The sequence below is a fragment of the Curtobacterium sp. MCJR17_043 genome (genome assembly GCF_003224315.2).
Classification (GTDB): domain Bacteria; phylum Actinomycetota; class Actinomycetes; order Actinomycetales; family Microbacteriaceae; genus Curtobacterium.
This window is the reverse complement of record NZ_CP126259.1, coordinates 2931236-2947109: the sequence shown is the minus strand read 5'-3', so window position 1 is coordinate 2947109 and position 15874 is coordinate 2931236. Positions and strand designations below refer to the sequence as shown.

Annotated in this window: 12 protein-coding genes, 1 tRNA gene and 3 pseudogenes; 4 read left to right on the top strand and 12 right to left on the bottom strand. The window is 72.0% G+C overall.

The window, feature by feature from the left end:
* Positions 1 to 64 precede the first annotated feature (64 nt).
* From DEJ15_RS15320 to DEJ15_RS15280, 9 genes and pseudogenes are all read right to left on the bottom strand, one after another.
* Positions 65 to 436, bottom strand: a complete 372-nt coding sequence (locus DEJ15_RS15320; protein WP_284176231.1) for a hypothetical protein — start codon at positions 434 to 436, stop codon at positions 65 to 67.
* Between the two features lie 73 nt (positions 437 to 509).
* A pseudogene (locus tag DEJ15_RS18950) lies at positions 510 to 767 on the bottom strand (trimeric intracellular cation channel family protein); the annotation flags it as partial.
* A 404-nt stretch (positions 768 to 1171) separates the two neighbouring features.
* Positions 1172 to 1522, bottom strand: a complete 351-nt coding sequence (locus tag DEJ15_RS15310) for an LAVTG motif-containing sortase-dependent surface protein (protein ID WP_284175224.1) — start codon at positions 1520 to 1522, stop codon at positions 1172 to 1174.
* Positions 1485 to 3449: a bifunctional metallophosphatase/5'-nucleotidase gene (locus DEJ15_RS15305; RefSeq protein WP_284175223.1), complete on the bottom strand. Its 1965-nt coding sequence runs from the start codon at positions 3447 to 3449 to the stop codon at positions 1485 to 1487. The genes DEJ15_RS15310 and DEJ15_RS15305 overlap by 38 nt, the downstream gene beginning before the upstream one ends.
* 308 nt (positions 3450 to 3757) lie before the next feature.
* The gene (locus DEJ15_RS15300; RefSeq protein WP_284175222.1) at positions 3758 to 5065 is read right to left on the bottom strand and encodes a thiamine pyrophosphate-dependent enzyme; all 1308 of its coding nucleotides are present in this window, start codon (positions 5063 to 5065) and stop codon (positions 3758 to 3760) included.
* Positions 5066 to 5180: 115 nt separating this feature from the next.
* Positions 5181 to 5573, bottom strand: a pseudogene (locus DEJ15_RS15295) (thiamine pyrophosphate-binding protein); the annotation flags it as partial.
* Between the two features lie 120 nt (positions 5574 to 5693).
* Positions 5694 to 6617: a sugar phosphate isomerase/epimerase family protein gene (locus DEJ15_RS15290; protein ID WP_110826014.1), complete on the bottom strand. Its 924-nt coding sequence runs from the start codon at positions 6615 to 6617 to the stop codon at positions 5694 to 5696.
* Positions 6614 to 7216: a Gfo/Idh/MocA family protein gene (locus tag DEJ15_RS15285; RefSeq protein WP_284176230.1), complete on the bottom strand. Its 603-nt coding sequence runs from the start codon at positions 7214 to 7216 to the stop codon at positions 6614 to 6616. Before DEJ15_RS15285 ends, DEJ15_RS15290 begins: the two co-directional genes overlap by 4 nt.
* The gene (locus DEJ15_RS15280) at positions 7173 to 7832 is read right to left on the bottom strand and encodes a Gfo/Idh/MocA family protein (protein ID WP_284175221.1); all 660 of its coding nucleotides are present in this window, start codon (positions 7830 to 7832) and stop codon (positions 7173 to 7175) included. The genes DEJ15_RS15285 and DEJ15_RS15280 overlap by 44 nt, the downstream gene beginning before the upstream one ends.
* Before the next feature lie 97 nt (positions 7833 to 7929).
* Between DEJ15_RS15280 and DEJ15_RS15275 the strand changes: the two genes are divergently transcribed.
* The 4 genes and pseudogenes from DEJ15_RS15275 to DEJ15_RS18945 form a co-directional block, all read left to right on the top strand.
* Positions 7930 to 9351, top strand: coding sequence for a glucose-6-phosphate dehydrogenase (locus DEJ15_RS15275; RefSeq protein ID WP_110826016.1), 1422 nt, complete (start codon positions 7930 to 7932; stop codon positions 9349 to 9351).
* Positions 9352 to 9390: 39 nt separating this feature from the next.
* Entirely contained in the window at positions 9391 to 10176 is a 786-nt protein-coding gene (locus DEJ15_RS15270; protein ID WP_110826017.1) for a dienelactone hydrolase family protein, read from the top strand.
* A 92-nt stretch (positions 10177 to 10268) separates the two neighbouring features.
* Positions 10269 to 10342: transfer RNA gene (locus DEJ15_RS15265), tRNA-Arg, on the top strand.
* A gap of 110 nt (positions 10343 to 10452) precedes the next feature.
* Positions 10453 to 11757, top strand: a pseudogene (locus DEJ15_RS18945) (aminotransferase class I/II-fold pyridoxal phosphate-dependent enzyme); the annotation flags it as partial.
* 270 nt (positions 11758 to 12027) lie between these two features.
* Here DEJ15_RS18945 and DEJ15_RS15260 read toward each other — a convergent pair.
* From DEJ15_RS15260 to DEJ15_RS15250, 3 genes are all read right to left on the bottom strand, one after another.
* Positions 12028 to 12387 carry a pyridoxine 5'-phosphate oxidase C-terminal domain-containing protein gene (locus DEJ15_RS15260; protein WP_284175220.1) on the bottom strand — a complete coding sequence of 120 codons (360 nt, stop codon included), beginning with the start codon at positions 12385 to 12387 and terminating at the stop codon, positions 12028 to 12030.
* 255 nt (positions 12388 to 12642) lie between these two features.
* Entirely contained in the window at positions 12643 to 14493 is a 1851-nt protein-coding gene (locus DEJ15_RS15255; protein ID WP_284176229.1) for a creatininase family protein, read from the bottom strand.
* A gap of 419 nt (positions 14494 to 14912) precedes the next feature.
* On the bottom strand, positions 14913 to 15632 hold the full coding sequence (locus DEJ15_RS15250; RefSeq protein WP_284175219.1) for a hypothetical protein: 720 nt from the start codon (positions 15630 to 15632) through the stop codon (positions 14913 to 14915).
* Between the last annotated feature and the right edge of the window lie 242 nt (positions 15633 to 15874).

The window sequence follows — 15874 nt, the reverse complement described above, 5'->3', positions numbered from 1 at the left end:
GACCGGGTCGATACCCGGCGGTCTCGAGTGTACGACGGTGCCGCCGCGGATCCCAGTGCCGGTCTCAGTCCGCGGCGGGGTCCGCGGGATGCGGCGCTTCGCCGTCGGTGTGCACGCTGCCCGCGCCGGCTCGTCGACCGGGACGGCGGAGCAGCCGGACGACCTCGGGGCGGACGAACCGACGACCACGCCCGCGCCCGCGGCGCAGCAGGGAGGCCAGCCTGGACTGCGGCTGCCAGTCGCGACCGTTCGGCAGGCCCCACCCCCGCCGGACCGCGCCCCACCGGAGGACGAGCGAGAGCAGGATCGCGACCAGGATGCCGATCGACGGCGAGCCGAGGTACGAGGCGACCACCATCACGGCGGACGCGGCGACCGCAACCGTCGCGTACAGGGCGTTCCCGCCGAAGACCGCCGGGACACGGCGCAGGAGCATGTCGCGCATGGCCCCGCCCCCCCACCGCGGTGACGGTGCCCATGATGATCGCGGCGGGCCACTCCAGTCCGGCGTCGAAGGTCCGCTGCACGCCGACCACCGCCCAGAACCCGATGACGGCGGCGTCGAGCACGGTGAAGAGCCGGTCCCAGGTGCGTTCGGAGAAGGAGACGAAGAACGCCGCGAGGGCGCCGGCGACCGCGACCGGCAGGTAGAGCGGGTCGGTCAGGGCGACGGGCGGCCCGTTCTGCAGCAGGACGTCCCGCAGCAGCCCACCGCCGAGGCCGGACACGAAGCCGACCACGAGGAACCCGAACAGGTCGAAGTCCATCGTCCGCGCGATCGACCCGCCGAGCAGTGCAGACGCGAAGACCCCGGTGAGGTCGAGCACGTTCGTCACGGCGGCGAGGCCGTCCACGGTCAGCACGTTCATGGAGACCATCCAACCGCACGTGCGCCGCCCACCGGACGGAGAGGGGGTGCCCTCCGCCGTTTCCCTGGAGGCGGAGGACACCCGCACCGCGGGGTCTCGACGGACGGAACCACCGTCCGGCGACCCGGCGCGATGCATCGCGATGCGACGGGAGCAGCGTACCGCGGCGCGGTGCGGAAACCGACCCGGGGACCCCGGGACGGCGACCGGCGGACCCGGGACCGCGCCTCCTGGCCGAGCAGACGGGACGGGCCCTCCCACCGGTCGGTGGGAGGGCCCGTCGGACGTGGCCGGGAGGCCCGTCAGCGGTCGGCGTGCACCGTCGCGTCGTGCGCAGCCCGCTTGCGGCGGGCGAGCACCAGGGCGGTCACGCCCGCGAGGAGCAGGAGCACCGCCGCGAGTGCGGGTCCTGCGACCTCGGCGCCCGTGTAGGCCAGCGGCCCGCCGTCGGCGTCGGCGTCGTCGATGCCACCACCGGCGATCGGCACCGCGACGAGCCCGCCGTCCGGGTCGGTCGCGACCGGCACGGTCGGCGTCGCCGGGTCCGTGGGGTCGGTCGGGACGGTCGGTTCGGTCGGGTCGGTCGGGTCGGTACCGGGCGTCGGCACCGGCTCCTCACCGGGTGCCGGGGCCACGAGCACCGGCACGGTCACGGCCAGCGTGATCCGCTGTCCGCTCGGCAGCTCGACGACGAGGGGTTCGTCCGAGGTCTCGACCGCGGCGGCCGCGGGGCGTGCGCGCTCGGTCGGGGTGGTGGGTCCGCCCGGCGTCGCGGCACCGGTCTCCGGGACGGTGAAGGTCAGCGAGGCGCGGCCCTGCTCGTCGTACTTGTCGACCACCGTGGTGTCGATCGGGGCGGACGCGAGCTCCGTTCCGCCGGCCGACACCGAGACCGTGCCGCTCTGGTCTCCGGCGTTGCTGAAGACGAGCGACGAGAGGTCGACGGTCACCTCGTCGCCGGGCTGGAAGCCGCCATCGGGCTCGGGCGTCGTGGTGACGCCGACGGCGCGCTGGTCCATCGGGGGGCTCCACGGCATCCTGCGCCGCGAAGTAGTCCGCCTGGGCCTGCAGGTCGACCTGGCCCGAGTCGGCCTTGTTCGTCCCCGCCGCGAACGCTGCGAAGTTGTCGCCGCCCGTGGACAGGAAGGAGTTGACCGTGACCTTGAGCGTCTCGTCGAGCGCGATGGGCTCGCCGTCCAGGGTCATGCCGGTGATGCGCTCGCCGCGGCCCTTCGAGGGGTCGTACGTGTAGGCGAAGCCCTCGGACACGCCGAGCTTGAGGAACGGACGCTCGAGGCCGTCCGGCTGCCACTGCTGCTCGAGGGCGTCCTTGATCTGCTGCCCGGTCATGTCCTCGGTGACGAGCGTGTTCGCGAACGGCTGCACGAGGGCGGCTTCCTTGTAGGAGACGCTGCCGTCGGGGTCACCGGCACCGCTCGACGCGTAGACGAGGTCGGTACGGAGGCCGCCCGGGTTCATGAACGCGACTTGGGAGCCCTGGCGCTCGGTCGCCCAGCGCTGGACCTCGGCGATGTTGTTCCCGAGCGTCGACTCGCCGCCGCGGTTCTCGGTCTTGCCGTCGGACTGCAGGGCACGCCGCAGGTCGCCGGTGATGGTGCCGAGCTGCTCCTTGCCCTTGACGTCGGCGACCGCCTTGGCGTCCGCGACGGTCTTCGTCACAGCGTCGACCGAGGTGGTGTCGGCGGGCTTCGCCGGGTCGGTGTTCACCGGCTTCACCGAGGAGGTGATGCTGGTGAGGGTGCCGTCCGCGGCGACCGTCATCCGGAGGTGCCCGTAGGCGACGCCGTAGGAGCCGGCCTGGATCACGGGACGCGGGGTCCCGTCGGGGCCCGGGATCGAGTGGTCGTACGTCGCGTGCGTGTGCGCGGACACGATCGCGGAGACCTCGGAGGACACGCCCGCGGTGATCTGTCCGAAGGCGCCGCTGCCCGTCGCGTCGGTGAGGGCTCCGGTCGTCGCACCCTCGTGCACGAGCAGGACGAGGACGTCGGCTTCACCGTTCGCCTCGTCGCCGTCGGTGAGCTCGGTGGCATACCGGTTGACCGAGCTGACGATCGGGGCCATGGCGAGTCCCTCGACGCCGCCGGGGCTGACGAGCCCCGGGATGAGCGCCTCGGTGGTCGCGCCGATGAAGCCGACCTTGACGCCGCCCTTCTCGACGATCGACCACGGGGTGAAGGCGGGCTCGGTGGTGCCCTGCTTCACGATGTTCGCGGAGATGTACGGCCAATCCGCACGGTCCTCGATCCGCCCGGTGAGGTCGTCCTGGCCCTTGTCGAGCTCGTGGTTGCCGATCGCGCTGACGTCGAGACGCATCTGGTTGAGAACGTCGATCGTCGGGTCGTCCTGCTGCACGAACGACGTGAAGGTCGACGCACCGACGTTGTCGCCGACGCTGGCGAAGATCGTGTTCGGGTTCGCCTCACGTTGCGCCTGGACGACGGCGGCGAGCTTCGCGGCGCCTGCGGCTTTGTCGGCCGCGGTGCCCTCGGACTCGATGCGGCCGTGGAAGTCGTTGACGTCGAGGATGTCGATCGTGGTGTCACCGGCGGCGGCCACGGTGACGGGTGCGGTCGCGCCGGAGGCGGCCTCGGCCGCGGCGGCCGGGGCGCCCAGGGCGACGAGGACGCCCGCGGTGGCGAGGGCGGTACCGGCGACGATGCCGCGCCTCCGCCTGGGAGTGGGTTCGGGGGAAGTGGGACGGGCTCATCGGTGTGAGGACTCCTGGTGTGGTGGTTCTGCCCCCCGGTTGGGGGACACGACCTCACGAACCTACGAGGACCCACAGCCGACACGCCAGGACGGCGTCGCCTCCGTAACACGGTGTTCAACTGCGGGGCACGACCCGCCCCGTGCGACCGCGGTCGTCAGTCGCGGCCGAGGGCGCCCTTCGCCCGCTCGACGACCTCCGCCGCCATCGCCTTCGCGGAGTCCTTCACCACGTCGAACTCGACCGGGTCGCCCTTGAGCAGGCTCTTCGCGGTGTTGACGGCGTACTCCGCGGTGATGTGCGGCGGCAGCGGGGGCACACTCCGGCTCACGTACGCGTCGATGAGGGTCACGCCCGGGAACGCGAACGCCCGCTCCACGGCCGCGTCGACCTCGTCGTCGCTGTGCACGGCGATGCCCTGGAAGCCCAAGAGTTCGGCGTACCCGGCGTAGTCCATCGTCTCGACGTCCTGCGAGCCGCGCCACATCGGGTTGCCGTCCTCGGTGCGCATCTCCCACGAGACCTGGCCGAGGTCGTCGTTGTGCATCACCACGATGACGAGCTGCTTGTCCTCCCACCGGTCCATGTACTTCTTCACGGTGATGAGCTCGTTCATGCCGAGCATCTGGAACGCGCCGTCGCCGATCGTGCACACGGCCGGGCGGTCCGGGAAGGCGAACTTCGCGGTGACGGCGTACGGCATCGCGGCGAGCATCGTCGCGAGCCGACCGGACATGTCCCCGTGCATGCCGCGGCGGAGCCGGATGTGGTGGCCGTACCAGTCGGCGGTGGTGCCGGCGTCGCAGGTCACGGTGACGCCCTCCGGCAGCCGCTCGTTCACGGCGCGGACGACCCGGCGCGGGTTGACCCCGTCGCTGTAGGCGACCTCGGCCTGGCGGGCCATCTCGGCCTCCCACTCGCGCATCTCGTCGGCGAGCTGCTCCTGCCATCCCAGGTCGGTCTTCTGCTCGAGGAGCGGGAGCACGGCGTCGAGCGTGGCCCCGACGTCGCCCCACATGTTGAGTTCGTTCGGGTAGCGCAGGCCGAGCTGCTCCGGCTTGATGTCGACCTGGATCCCGCGCGCCTGCCCGACCGCGGGCAGGTACTCGCCGTACGGGTAGTTCGTGCCGAGGAGCACGATCGTGTCGCACTCCTTGATCTGCGTCAGGCTGGGGCGGGAGCCGAGGAGCCCGACCTGCTGCGTGTGGTACGGAACGTCGGACGGCACGACGTCCTTGCCGCGGAGCGCCGTGATGATGCCGGCGCCGGCCTTCTCGGCGGCCGCGAGGACCTGGTCCGTCGCACCTCGGGCACCGGCGCCGACCAGGAAGGTCACCTTCTCCCCGGCGTTGATGATGTCCGCCATCTTCCGGATGTCCTCCGCCGGCGGTGTGATGCGCGTCGACGCGGGGACGTCGCTCGACCGGGACACCCAGTGCTCCGCGCCGGGCTCCGACCACGTCATCGCCTGCACGTCGTGGGGGGAGCACGACCACGGCGGGTTGCTTGCGGAGCATCGCGGTGCGGAACGCGGTGTCGATGACGACCCCGGCGGCGTCCGGCGATGCGATCGTCTGCACGTAGCACGCGACGTCGGCGAACACGCGCTCGAGGTTCGACTCCTGCTGCGTGAACGTGCCGACCGCGGCGAGACCCTGCTGCCCGACGATCGCGACGACGGGCTGGTTGTCCATCTGGGCGTCGTACAGGCCGTTGAGCATGTGGAACGCACCGGGGCTCGAGGTCGCGATGCAGACGCCGACCTCGCCGGTGAACTTCGCGTGCGCGGTCGCCATGAGCGCGGCGATCTCCTCGTGTGTGGGGCGGATGTACTCGACGCCCTCGCCCTTGCCGTCGGCCTTGCCGAGCGCGCCGTCGAACTCGCCGATGCCGTCACCCGGGTAGCCGTACACCCGGGTCACGCCCCAGGCCTTGATCCGGTCGAGGACGAACTCACTCACGTTCTGGCTCATGGGACCAGGGTGCTCGCGGTGTGTCCGTGCGTTCCCAGCACCCGGTCACCGGACGGGAGGCCCGGGTCAGCAACCGACGTCGGTCCCGCGATCCGGGCCTCCCGTCCGGCGGCGACGCCGCTACTCGGCGGCGATGAGCGGCCGGAGCGTCCGGTGGGCGATCCGGAGACCTTCGAGGACCTTCACGTCCTCGCCGCCCCAGAGCGGGTCCTCGTGCTCGACGGACAGCGTGCCGTCGAACCCGGCCTCGTAGAGCCGGTCGACCACGCGGGGCCAGTCGACGACCCCGCGGCCGGGGACCCGGAACCGCCACCAGCCCATCTCCCACGGGTCCTCGCCCTTGTCGACCTTGCCGAAGAAGCCGTACTCGTTCCGTCTGCCGGGGAAGAGCTCGACGTCCTTCGCCTGCGCGTGCACGATGTGCTCGGCGAACGGCAGGATCGTCTCGACGGGGTCGATGCCGATCCAGGTGAGGTGCGACGGGTCCCAGTTCAGCCCGAAGCCGAGTCCGGTGACCCACTCCCAGAGCTCGGGCGAGTACGCGATGTTGCCCGGGTAGCCGTCCGGGTGCCAGCCCTCCATGACGCAGTTCTCGATGACGAGCCGCACCCCGCGCTCGCCGGCGTAGTCGACGAGCTCGGGCAGGACCCGGTCGCCCTCGGCCATGTTCTCGCGCACCGACTTCGTCATGTCGCGGCCGACGAAGGTGCCGACGTACGGCACACCGAGCAGCTGCGCGGCGTCGACCGCGTGCCTGAGGTGGGTGCGGACCTCCTCGCGGCGGGCGGGGTCCTGGTGCAGGTTGTTCTCGTAGTAGGCCAGCGCGCTGATCTCGAGGCCGGTGCGGTCGAGCAGCTCCCGGGTCGCCCGTGCGTCCTCGTCGGTGAAGGTGGCGACGGGCAGGTGCGCCGCCTCGAAGTCGCGTCCGCCGGTGCCGGGCCAGACGGCGACCTCGAGCCGCTCGTAGCCCTCGGCACTCGCGAACTCCGCGATGCGTGCCAGGTCCCATCCGGGCAGGCACGCGGTCAGCATCCCCAGCTTCATCGGATCTCCCTCCAGGCGGCGTCGCCGGCGCTGGCGACCACGGTGTCGATGATGCGCGCCGAGCGGGCCCCGTCCGCGAAGGTCGGCAGACCCTCCGGTGCGGTTCCGGTCGTGACGGCGGTGTAGGTGTCGGCGACGAACGCGGCGAACGCGTCGACGTAGCCCTGCGGGTGTCCGGACGGCACGACCGCCAGACGCCGCTGGTCGGGCGAGCCCTGGGACGGGTCCCGGACGACGATCTGCGCCCCGGTCTCGTTGCCGAACCAGGCGGTCTCGGGCTGCTCCTGGTCGAAGGCGGCCGACCCGAGGGTGCCGTCGACCTCGAACCACAGGCGGTTCTTCCGGCCGGCGGACACCTGCGAGATGACGACGTTGCCGATGCGCCCGGCGCCGGTGCGGAACGTCGCGACCGCGGTGTCCTCGGTCGTCACCTCGGCCCGTTCGGCAGCGTCGGCGATCGGGTCGGGGTCGGGTGTGCCGGAGAACGACATGCCTGAGGCAGCCGGACGGGTCGGGTGGACGATGTCGGTGACGGCGCTGACCGAGGCGAACTGCTCACCGGTGACGAACTCGACGAGGTCGCACCAGTGCGAGCCGATGTCGGCGAAGGCCCGGGAGAGCCCCCCCAGCGCCGGAGTCGACCCGCCATGAGGACGCGTCCGAGTCGAGCATCCAGTCCTGCAGGTAGTGGCCGTGCACGGCGAGGACGCGGCCGAGCTCCCCGGCGCCGATGCGCGAGCGGATCTCCCGCACCATCGGGTGGTAGCGGTACACGAACGGGACCGTCGCGACGACCCCGGCGTCGGCGGCGGCCTGCTCGAGTTCGGCGGCCTGCGCGGCGGACACGGCGAGCGGCTTCTCGCACACGACGTTGATGCCCGCGCGGACGAGCGCGAGCGTCTGCGGGTGGTGCTGGTCGTTCGGCGTGCAGACGTGCACGACGTCGGGGCGGTCGGCGATCACCGCGTCCAGGTCGTCGTAGCCGCGGTCGAGCCCGAGCTGCGCGGCGACCTGTGCGGAGCGCTCCCGGTTCCGGCCGAGGACACCCAGCACCTCGGCGCCGGCGGCGCGCGCGGCACGGACGTGCACGGCCGCGATCATCCCGGTGCCGACCACGGCGACCCGGAGACGCCCGCCCTGCCGGGACGCGGACCGCGGCGGCCCGGCCAGCTGCTGGTCCACGTCGGGTGCGTGGACGGTGCCCTCTGTCGTCATGGTGCTCCCTCGCGCCGTGTCGACGCTCCTGTGCGTCGGCACCACCGTAGCGGGCGGACCCGGCCGTGTTCGGGAGCCGGTGAGTACGGTCTGGGGCATGGCGAGCCTCCAGACCACACTGCTCATCCTCGGAGCCAGCGGCGACCTGTCCAAGCGGTTGCTGCTCCCCGGCCTCGCGACGCTGCTCGACGTCAAGGACGACTGGGACGTCCAGCTGGTCGGCGCCGGCGTCGAGGACCTGTCCGACGCCGACTGGAAGCACCTCGTGCACGAGGCCTTCGAGAACGCCCAGGCGTCGAAGAACGAGGAGGACGAGGGCGCGACCGGCGATGGGCGACTGTCCCCGCGCCTCCAGGCCGTCGTCGACGGTTCGTCCTACCGCACGGCCGACGTCACGGACGCCGACGACCTGCGGACCCTGCTCGGCGACTGCCGACACGACCCGGCGATCTACTTCGCCCTGCCGCCGGCCGTCACCGAGAAGAGCTGCGAGCAGCTCGCCCACATCGACCTGCCGGCCCGGACGCGGCTCGCGCTCGAGAAGCCGTTCGGCACCGACGCCGAGAGCGCCGGGCACCTCAACGACCTGCTGCACTCCTTCCTGCCCGAGGAGCGCATCCACCGGGTGGACCACTTCCTCGGCCGGTCGACCGTCCTCAACCTGCTCGGGCTGCGCTTCGCCAACCGCATCATCGAGCCGCTGCTGTCCTCGCAGCACGTCGCGCGCGTCGACATCGTCTACGACGAGACCCTGGGCCTGGAGGGTCGCGCCCGCTACTACGACAAGGCCGGGGCGCTCGTCGACATGATCCAGAGCCACCTGCTGCAGGTGATGGCCGTCGTCGCGATGGAGGCCCCGGCCTCGATCGACGCCGACGACCTCCGCACGCAGAAGGAGCTCGTGCTCCGCGCCGTCCGGCCGTGGGGTGGAGACGTCGCGGCCGCGGGCAAGCGCGCGCGGTACACGGCCGGTTCGGTGGGGGACCGGTCGTTGCCGTCCTACGTGGACGAGGAGGGCGTGGACCCCGCCCTCGGCACCGAGACCCTGGCGCAGCTGAAGCTCGAGATCGCGAACTGGCGCTGGGCCGGGGTGCCGTTCACCCTGCGGTCCGGCAAGGCCCTGGGGAAGCAGCGCCGCGAGATCCTCATCACGTTCAAGGACTCGCCGCACGTCCCGAACGGCCTCACCGGAGCGGTGCTGCCGGACCGGCTCTGCATCTGGATCGCCCCGGACGAGATGCAGCTCGAGCTCAACGTCAACGGCCCGGGCGACCCGTACACGGTCGACCACACCGCGCTGACGACGACGTTCAACCCCGGACGGCTGAGTGCCTACGGCGAGGTGCTCGCCGGCGTCTTGGAGGGGGACGCGACGCTGTCGGTACGCGGGGACAGCGCCGTGCAGGGGTGGAAGGTCGTCGAGCCGTTCCTCGCCGCCTGGCGGGCCGGGACGACCCCGCTCGACGAGTACGCCGCCGGGTCGGGCGGGCCGGACAGCTGGGACAACGTCGACAGCTGACGGGACGGTCCCCGGGACGGGAGCGTAACGTCCGCAGGCGTGACCACGATCGACGCGATACTGCAGACCGTTCCCGAACCCGCCGGTGCCGACATCCGTGTCGAGACCGTGCACTACGACTCCGACGGCACCGACCTGGAGGGCGTGCTCGCGAAGGACGCCGCCGTCGCCGGCCCCCGTCCGGCGGTGCTCGTCGTCCACGACTGGCACGGCGTCAACGAACACGTCGAGGCACGCGTGACCATGCTCGCCCGCCTCGGCTACGTCGCCTTCGGCGCGGACGTCTACGGCGCGGGCATCCGCCCCGGCGACGACACCGCCGCCGAGGTCGCCGGCCGGTTCTACGGCGACAACGCCCTGTTCCGCACGCGCCTGCGCGCCGGACTCGACCGCCTGCTCGCGGACCCGGACGTCGACGCCACGAAGGTCGTCGTCATGGGCTACTGCTTCGGCGGGACCGGCGCACTCGAACTCGCCCGCACCGGTGCCGAGCTGGTCGGTGCGGTGGCGTTCCACGGCGGCCTGCTCACCCACGACCCCTCCGACGCGCACGACATCCGCGCGAAGCTCCTCGTGCTCACCGGCGGCGCTGACCCGGTCGTCCCGGACGAGGCCGTGCACGCCTGGCAGGACGAGATGCGCGGCGCTCCGGAGGTGGACTGGCAGGTCGTGACCTACGCGGACGCCATGCACGCGTTCGCCGTCCCCGGGACGAACGCACCCGACCACGGTGCGCAGTACCAGGAGCGCGCCGACCGTCGCTCGTGGCAGGCCCTGCAGGTGTTCCTCGCCGAGGTCTTCGACGAGGAGCTCGCCGGCGCCTGACCCGGCGACACGCCGAGCGGGCGGGCTCGATGCCTCCGATTGGCGCTGCGAGCGGAGCTGTTGTAGAGTCTTCCACGGCTCGCAAGGGCCACGCGCTCGTAGCTCAATGGATAGAGCATCTGACTACGGATCAGAAGGTTGGGGGGTTCGAGTCCCTTCGAGCGCACAGTACCGCAACACCACGAAGGCCCCGGAGACCACCTCCGGGGCCTTCGTCGTCCTCCGAGGCACACGAGGCTGGATCACCCACCACGGCCGCCGGACTACACGGGGACCATGCCTGACGATCTCGACCAGACGGCCGCTCCGTTCCTCGACGCGCTGCGGGACCACCACGCCATGAACCGGTACAGCTTCTCGCCGCCCGGGCACCGGCAGGGCCGCGGGGTCGACACCGAGACGCTGTCGGTGCTCGGGTCGGACCCGTTCCGCAACGACGTGCTCGCCAGTGGTGGCCTCGACGACCGGACGTCGTCGAACGGCTACCTCGCGACCGCAGAGGCCCTGATGGCAGACGCCGTGGGCGCGGACAAGGTCTTCTTCTCGACCTGCGGCAGCTCGCTGTCGGTCAAGGCGGCGATGCTCTCGGTCGGCGGAGTGGACGGCGGGATCGTCATCGGCCGGGATGCGCACAAGTCGGTCACGGCCGGCCTGGTGTTCTCCGGGCTGCAGCCCTACTGGGTCGAACCCCGGATCGACGCCGACCAGGGGATCTCGCACCCGCCGTCGCCCGAGGACTACGCCGCGGTCTGGGACGCCCACCCGGACGCGGCCGCTGCGCTGGTCGTCAGTCCCACCCCGTACGGCACCTGCGCCGACATCGAGGGCATCGCCGCGGTCTGTCACGAGCGCGGCAAGCCCCTCATCGTCGACGAGGCGTGGGGTGCGCACCTGCCGTTCTCCGAACACCTGCCCTCCTGGGCGATGAGTGCGGGCGCCGACGTGTGCGTCACGAGCGTGCACAAGATGGGCCTCGGCTTCGAGCAGGGCTCCGTCCTGCACCTCCGGGGCGACCTCGTCGACCACGACCACCTCTGGGCCTGCGCCGACATGCTCATGACCACCAGCCCGAACGTGCTCGTCTACGCCGCGATGGACGGCTGGCGGCGACACATGGTGCAGGACGGTGCCGAGCGGATCGCGCGTGCGATCGAACTCGCCGACCGCACCCGGGAGCGCATCGACGCCATCGACGGGATCAGCGTGCTGCACGACGAGCTCCTGCACGCGGAGGCCTCGCACGAGCTCGACCCGATGCGCATGCTGCTCGACGTCCAGGCGCTCGGGATCAACGGGTACCACGCGCTCGACTGGATCCGGGAGCACCACCAGATCGACCTCGGGCTGTCCGACCACCGGCACCTGGGCGTCGACATCTCGATCGCCGACGACGAGTTCACGACCGATCGGCTCGTGCAGGCACTCGAGGCCCTCGCTGCCACGGCGCCCGGACTCGACCAGGACCCGCCGGTGCAGCTGCCCGGCCGCGCGGGCATCGTGCTCGAGTCGGTGGTGACGCCGCGCGAGGCGTTCTTCGCCCCGGCCGAGTCCGTCCCGGCGGAGGAGGCGGCCGGACGGATCGCGGCCGAGCAGGCGACGCCCTACCCGCCCGGCATCCCCGCGTACGTGCCGGGGGGAGCGGATCACCACCGAGGTCATCGAGTACCTGCGGAGTGGTCTGGAGGCGGGCATGGTCCTGCCGGACCCGACCGACGGCAGCCTCGGCACCATCCGCGTCATGCGCGACGTGCGGTAGCGGGAGGGCGGCCCGGCCACTCCGGCGACTCAGCCCGGCCAGCCCAGCGACTCACCCCGGCCAGCCCAGCGACTCACCCCGGCCAGCCCGGCGACTCACCCCGGCCAGGCCTCGCGCCGCCACCCACCGTCCGCGTCGCGCTCGTACGCCAGCCGGTTGCTCGGCCCGTCCGTCGCGCCCTGCCAGAACAGCATCCGCAGCGGCGTCAGCGCGTAGCCGCCCCACGTCGTCGGCGGCTCGAGTGGGCCGTCGCCACGCTCCCGGCCGAACGCCGTCCACCGCTCGCGACGGAGCTCGGCCGTCGCACCCGCCAGGTCGGCGTCGTTCACCCAGGCGAGCACCTGCAGGTACCGGGTCCGCGCGCCGTAGGCGAGCCGGGCCTCCCGGTCGGTGACCGGCGCGACGTCCCCGGCCACGACGAGCTGGCGGGCGGCCTCCGGCCAGACGATCGTCACGGAGGCCCGGGGGGACGGCCGCCAGTTCGGCCGCCTTCCGGCTCCGGGTGTCGGTGTGGAAGTGCAGGCGCCGTCCGTCGAACCGGGACAGCAGGACGGTGCGGGCGGACGGGTAGCCGTCCAGCCCGATCGTGGACAGGGTCATCGTCGGGCCCGGTGCCGACCCGTCCACCGGGAGCCAGGCCGCGGCGAGCACGAGCGGCTCCGCGGGCGGCGGTCCGTCGACGGTCGCCGCGGCCTCGCCCGGCAGCACGGTCACCGCGGACCGGCGGGGTCGAAGCGGGCGATCTCGTGCAGCGAGGCCACCGCCTCGGCGAGGGAGTGCTCCCACAGGGCCGCGCCGTACGAGGCGGAGGCACGAATCGCGTCCCCGACGACACCGGGCGTGCCGAAATCGTCCGACAACCACCCGAACGACACCGGACCGCCGTTGAACGCGATCTTCGAGAACCCGGCGATGTGCTCCGGCACCCAGCGTTCGGCGAGCGTCATGTCGACCAGGTCCGGGCGCAGGTGCAGGATCATCGACGTCTCCGCCGCACCGCCGTGGATGCCGAGGCCGAGTTCGTCCGCGTCCTCGCCGTCCGGACCCGGCACGCGGGCGAGCGTCGGCATGAGGAACGTCTTCAGGCCGTACCGCTTCCGGATCTCGCGGAGGGCGACCTGCAGCAGCGCGACGTTGCCGCCGTGCCCGTTCGCGAACACGAGCGTGCCGGCCCCGGTGCGGGCGACGGCGCGGCCGATCTGCACGACCGTCTCGAACATCGTCGACGCGTCGAGCCACACGGTGCCCGGCGCCCAGCTGTGCTCGTCGGACTTCGTGAACGCCAGGGTGGGCAGCTGCCAGACGTCGAGCCCCTCGGCCGCGGCCTGCTCGACCGCCGCGCCGCCGATGTGGTCGGCGAGCAGGAAGTCGGTGAGCAGCGGCAGGTGCGGGCCGTGGTGCTCGACCGCTCCGGTCGGCTGGACGACGACGGTGTCCGCCGTGAAGCCGGCGGCGACGGCCGGACCCGACAGCTCCGCGAGCTTCCGCGTGCCGCTCACTTGCCGAAGCCCGGGACGGCCGGCTGCGCTGACGCGGTCGACCCGCCGGACTCGACGAGCGACGGGTCGATGACGTGCCCCGGGTTGAGCAGCCCGTCCGGATCGGTGCGCTGCTTCAGGGCGAGCAGCTCCTCCACCCCGTGGTCGACGTAGTACTGGTGGGGGGCTGTGGACCCGGACACCGAGGTCGCGGAGCAGCGGGTAGCCGGCGTAGACGTCCTCCGCCCCGGTGTACGGCGCGGTGAGCATGCCGATCGGGCCGAGGTGCGCCGCCTCGATGTGGAGCATGCCGCCGGGGTAGACGGCCTCGACCTCGGCGATCCGGTCGATGAGCGCCTCGCCGCCGACCTCGACGTGGAAGTACTCGGTGTCCGGGGTGTTCCGCTTCAGCCACCAGATCGGGTGGTTGTACGACAGCATCGACACCTTCGTGGTCTGCTGCAGCCCCTCGCGCACGTCCTCGACAGTGCCGCCGGCGAAGGTGATGAGGTCCTGCGCCTCGTCGAGCGCCGCCGCGTCGATGATGCCGCGCAGGCTGGCCCGGTCGGCGGCGATGGCCGGGTCCGTCGGGAGGGTGGCCGCGATCGCGGCGCGGTCGGCGCTGACGAGCCGCGGCACCGGGGTGAGGCCGCGCAGGGTGCGCACCGCGACGAGCGCCTGCTCGAACGTCGGGAAGGTCGCGTACACGGCACGCCAGTCCTGCAGCGGTTCGAGCCGGACGGTCGCTCGGGCGATGACCCCGGCCGTGCCGTACGTGTGCACGAAGGGCTGCGCCTCGTCACCCTCGACGTGCCGCAGACCCGGCTCACCCGGCAGCGCGATGTCGAGCGCCGTGACGAAGCCCTGCCAGTTCGACCCGTGCGCGATCGACCCGGTGCCGCCGGAGCCGCCGGACAGGAAGCCGCCGATCGTCGACTGCGCGGTGGACGGGTACATCCACAGCTGCTGCCCGGCGGCCGCGGCGGCCTGCTCGAGGGCGACCATCGACGTGCCGGCCTCGGCGGTGATCCAGCCGTCCCCGACCTCGACGACGGCGCGGGCACGGGAGGTGTCGAGGACCAGGCCGCCGTGCAGGGGGGATGCCCTGCCCGTAGTTGCCGGTGCCCTTGCCGCGGGTGGTCACGGGGACGCCGTGCCGGACGGCGGCGTGCAGGGTGGCGGCGATCTCGTCGGCGTTCGCGGGGGGAGGCGACGAGGTCGGCGAGCCCGAGCGGCAGCTGCTCGCTGAGGATCGGGCTCATGGTCGCCTCGTCAACGGAGGCGCGTGCGCGCGTCCGTTCGTCGGCGCTGACACCGCGCTCGCCGAGGAGGTCGACGAGCTCGGCGCGGAGCGCCTCGATGGTGGTGGGGGGAGACGGAGACGGGGGGTGACGATGGTCATGGCTGCTCCTGCTGCGAGGGAGGTGGGGGACCGACGGGAGGCCCGACACGCGTGCGGTGTCGCGCCTCCCGTCGGTGGATGGTCGGCCGGGCCGGACCGGCTAGAAGCCGAGCGAGATCGAGTCGTCGAGGAACTCGTTCGTGTACAGGTCGGAGGGCGCGAGGTCCTTCTTCATGTTCCCGCCGGAGCCGGAGAAGACGGGCGTGGCCTTCTCGATGAAGTCGGCCATGCGCTGCTCGTCCATGTCGCCCACGTACCCGTTGTCACCGTCCGTGGCGATGCCGCGCTTCTGCATCTGCTCGGCCGCGAACGCACCGACCTTCGAGTCGTACGTCCAGCCGTTGTTGTACTGCTGCACGAGCTGCGTGATGAGGTCGTTCGTCGCGGCGGGCGACTCCAGGTAGTCCACGTCGGCCTGCTGCATGACCGGCACCAGCTTCTCGAGGCACGGCTTCAGTTCGGACATCTGGTCCGAGCGGACGGACATCGTCTCGGGGTAAGGGTTCCAGCCGGTGCTCGAGATGAGAGCCGACTCGACCTTCTTGCCCCAGGCGGCGACCTGGTTCTTGTACACGTACGGCTCGGCGGTGGCGAAGCCCTGCTGGGCGTCCTTGCCGCCGGCTGAGACGAACTTGGACGGGGTGCCGTCGTAGCTGCCGTCGAGGACGCTCTTCGGCAGGATGCCGGACTGCTCGAGGTACGACATGTAGGCGGCGTCGTTGAAGTAGCGGACCACGCCGTCGTTCTCCTCGAGTGCCTTGCCGAGGCTCTCGATGCTGTCGACGTCCGGGTAGGTCGCCGGGTCCCACATGATCGCCATGGGGGGACTGGTCGTTCTCGGCGAAGACGGCCGTCGTGGGCAGCTCGCCGGAGAACATGACCGCTTCGTCGGTGGAGACGTAGCCGAGCGTGATCGACTTGTCCTGGTACATCTGCGAGCTGACCTTGGAGTAGCCGATGGCCGGGCCACCGGCACGGATCTCGAGCTTGACGCCGGTCGGCTTGCCGTTCGCGACCAGGTCGCCCGTGACGGTCTTGCCCGAGGCGTTGATCGCCGGGTTC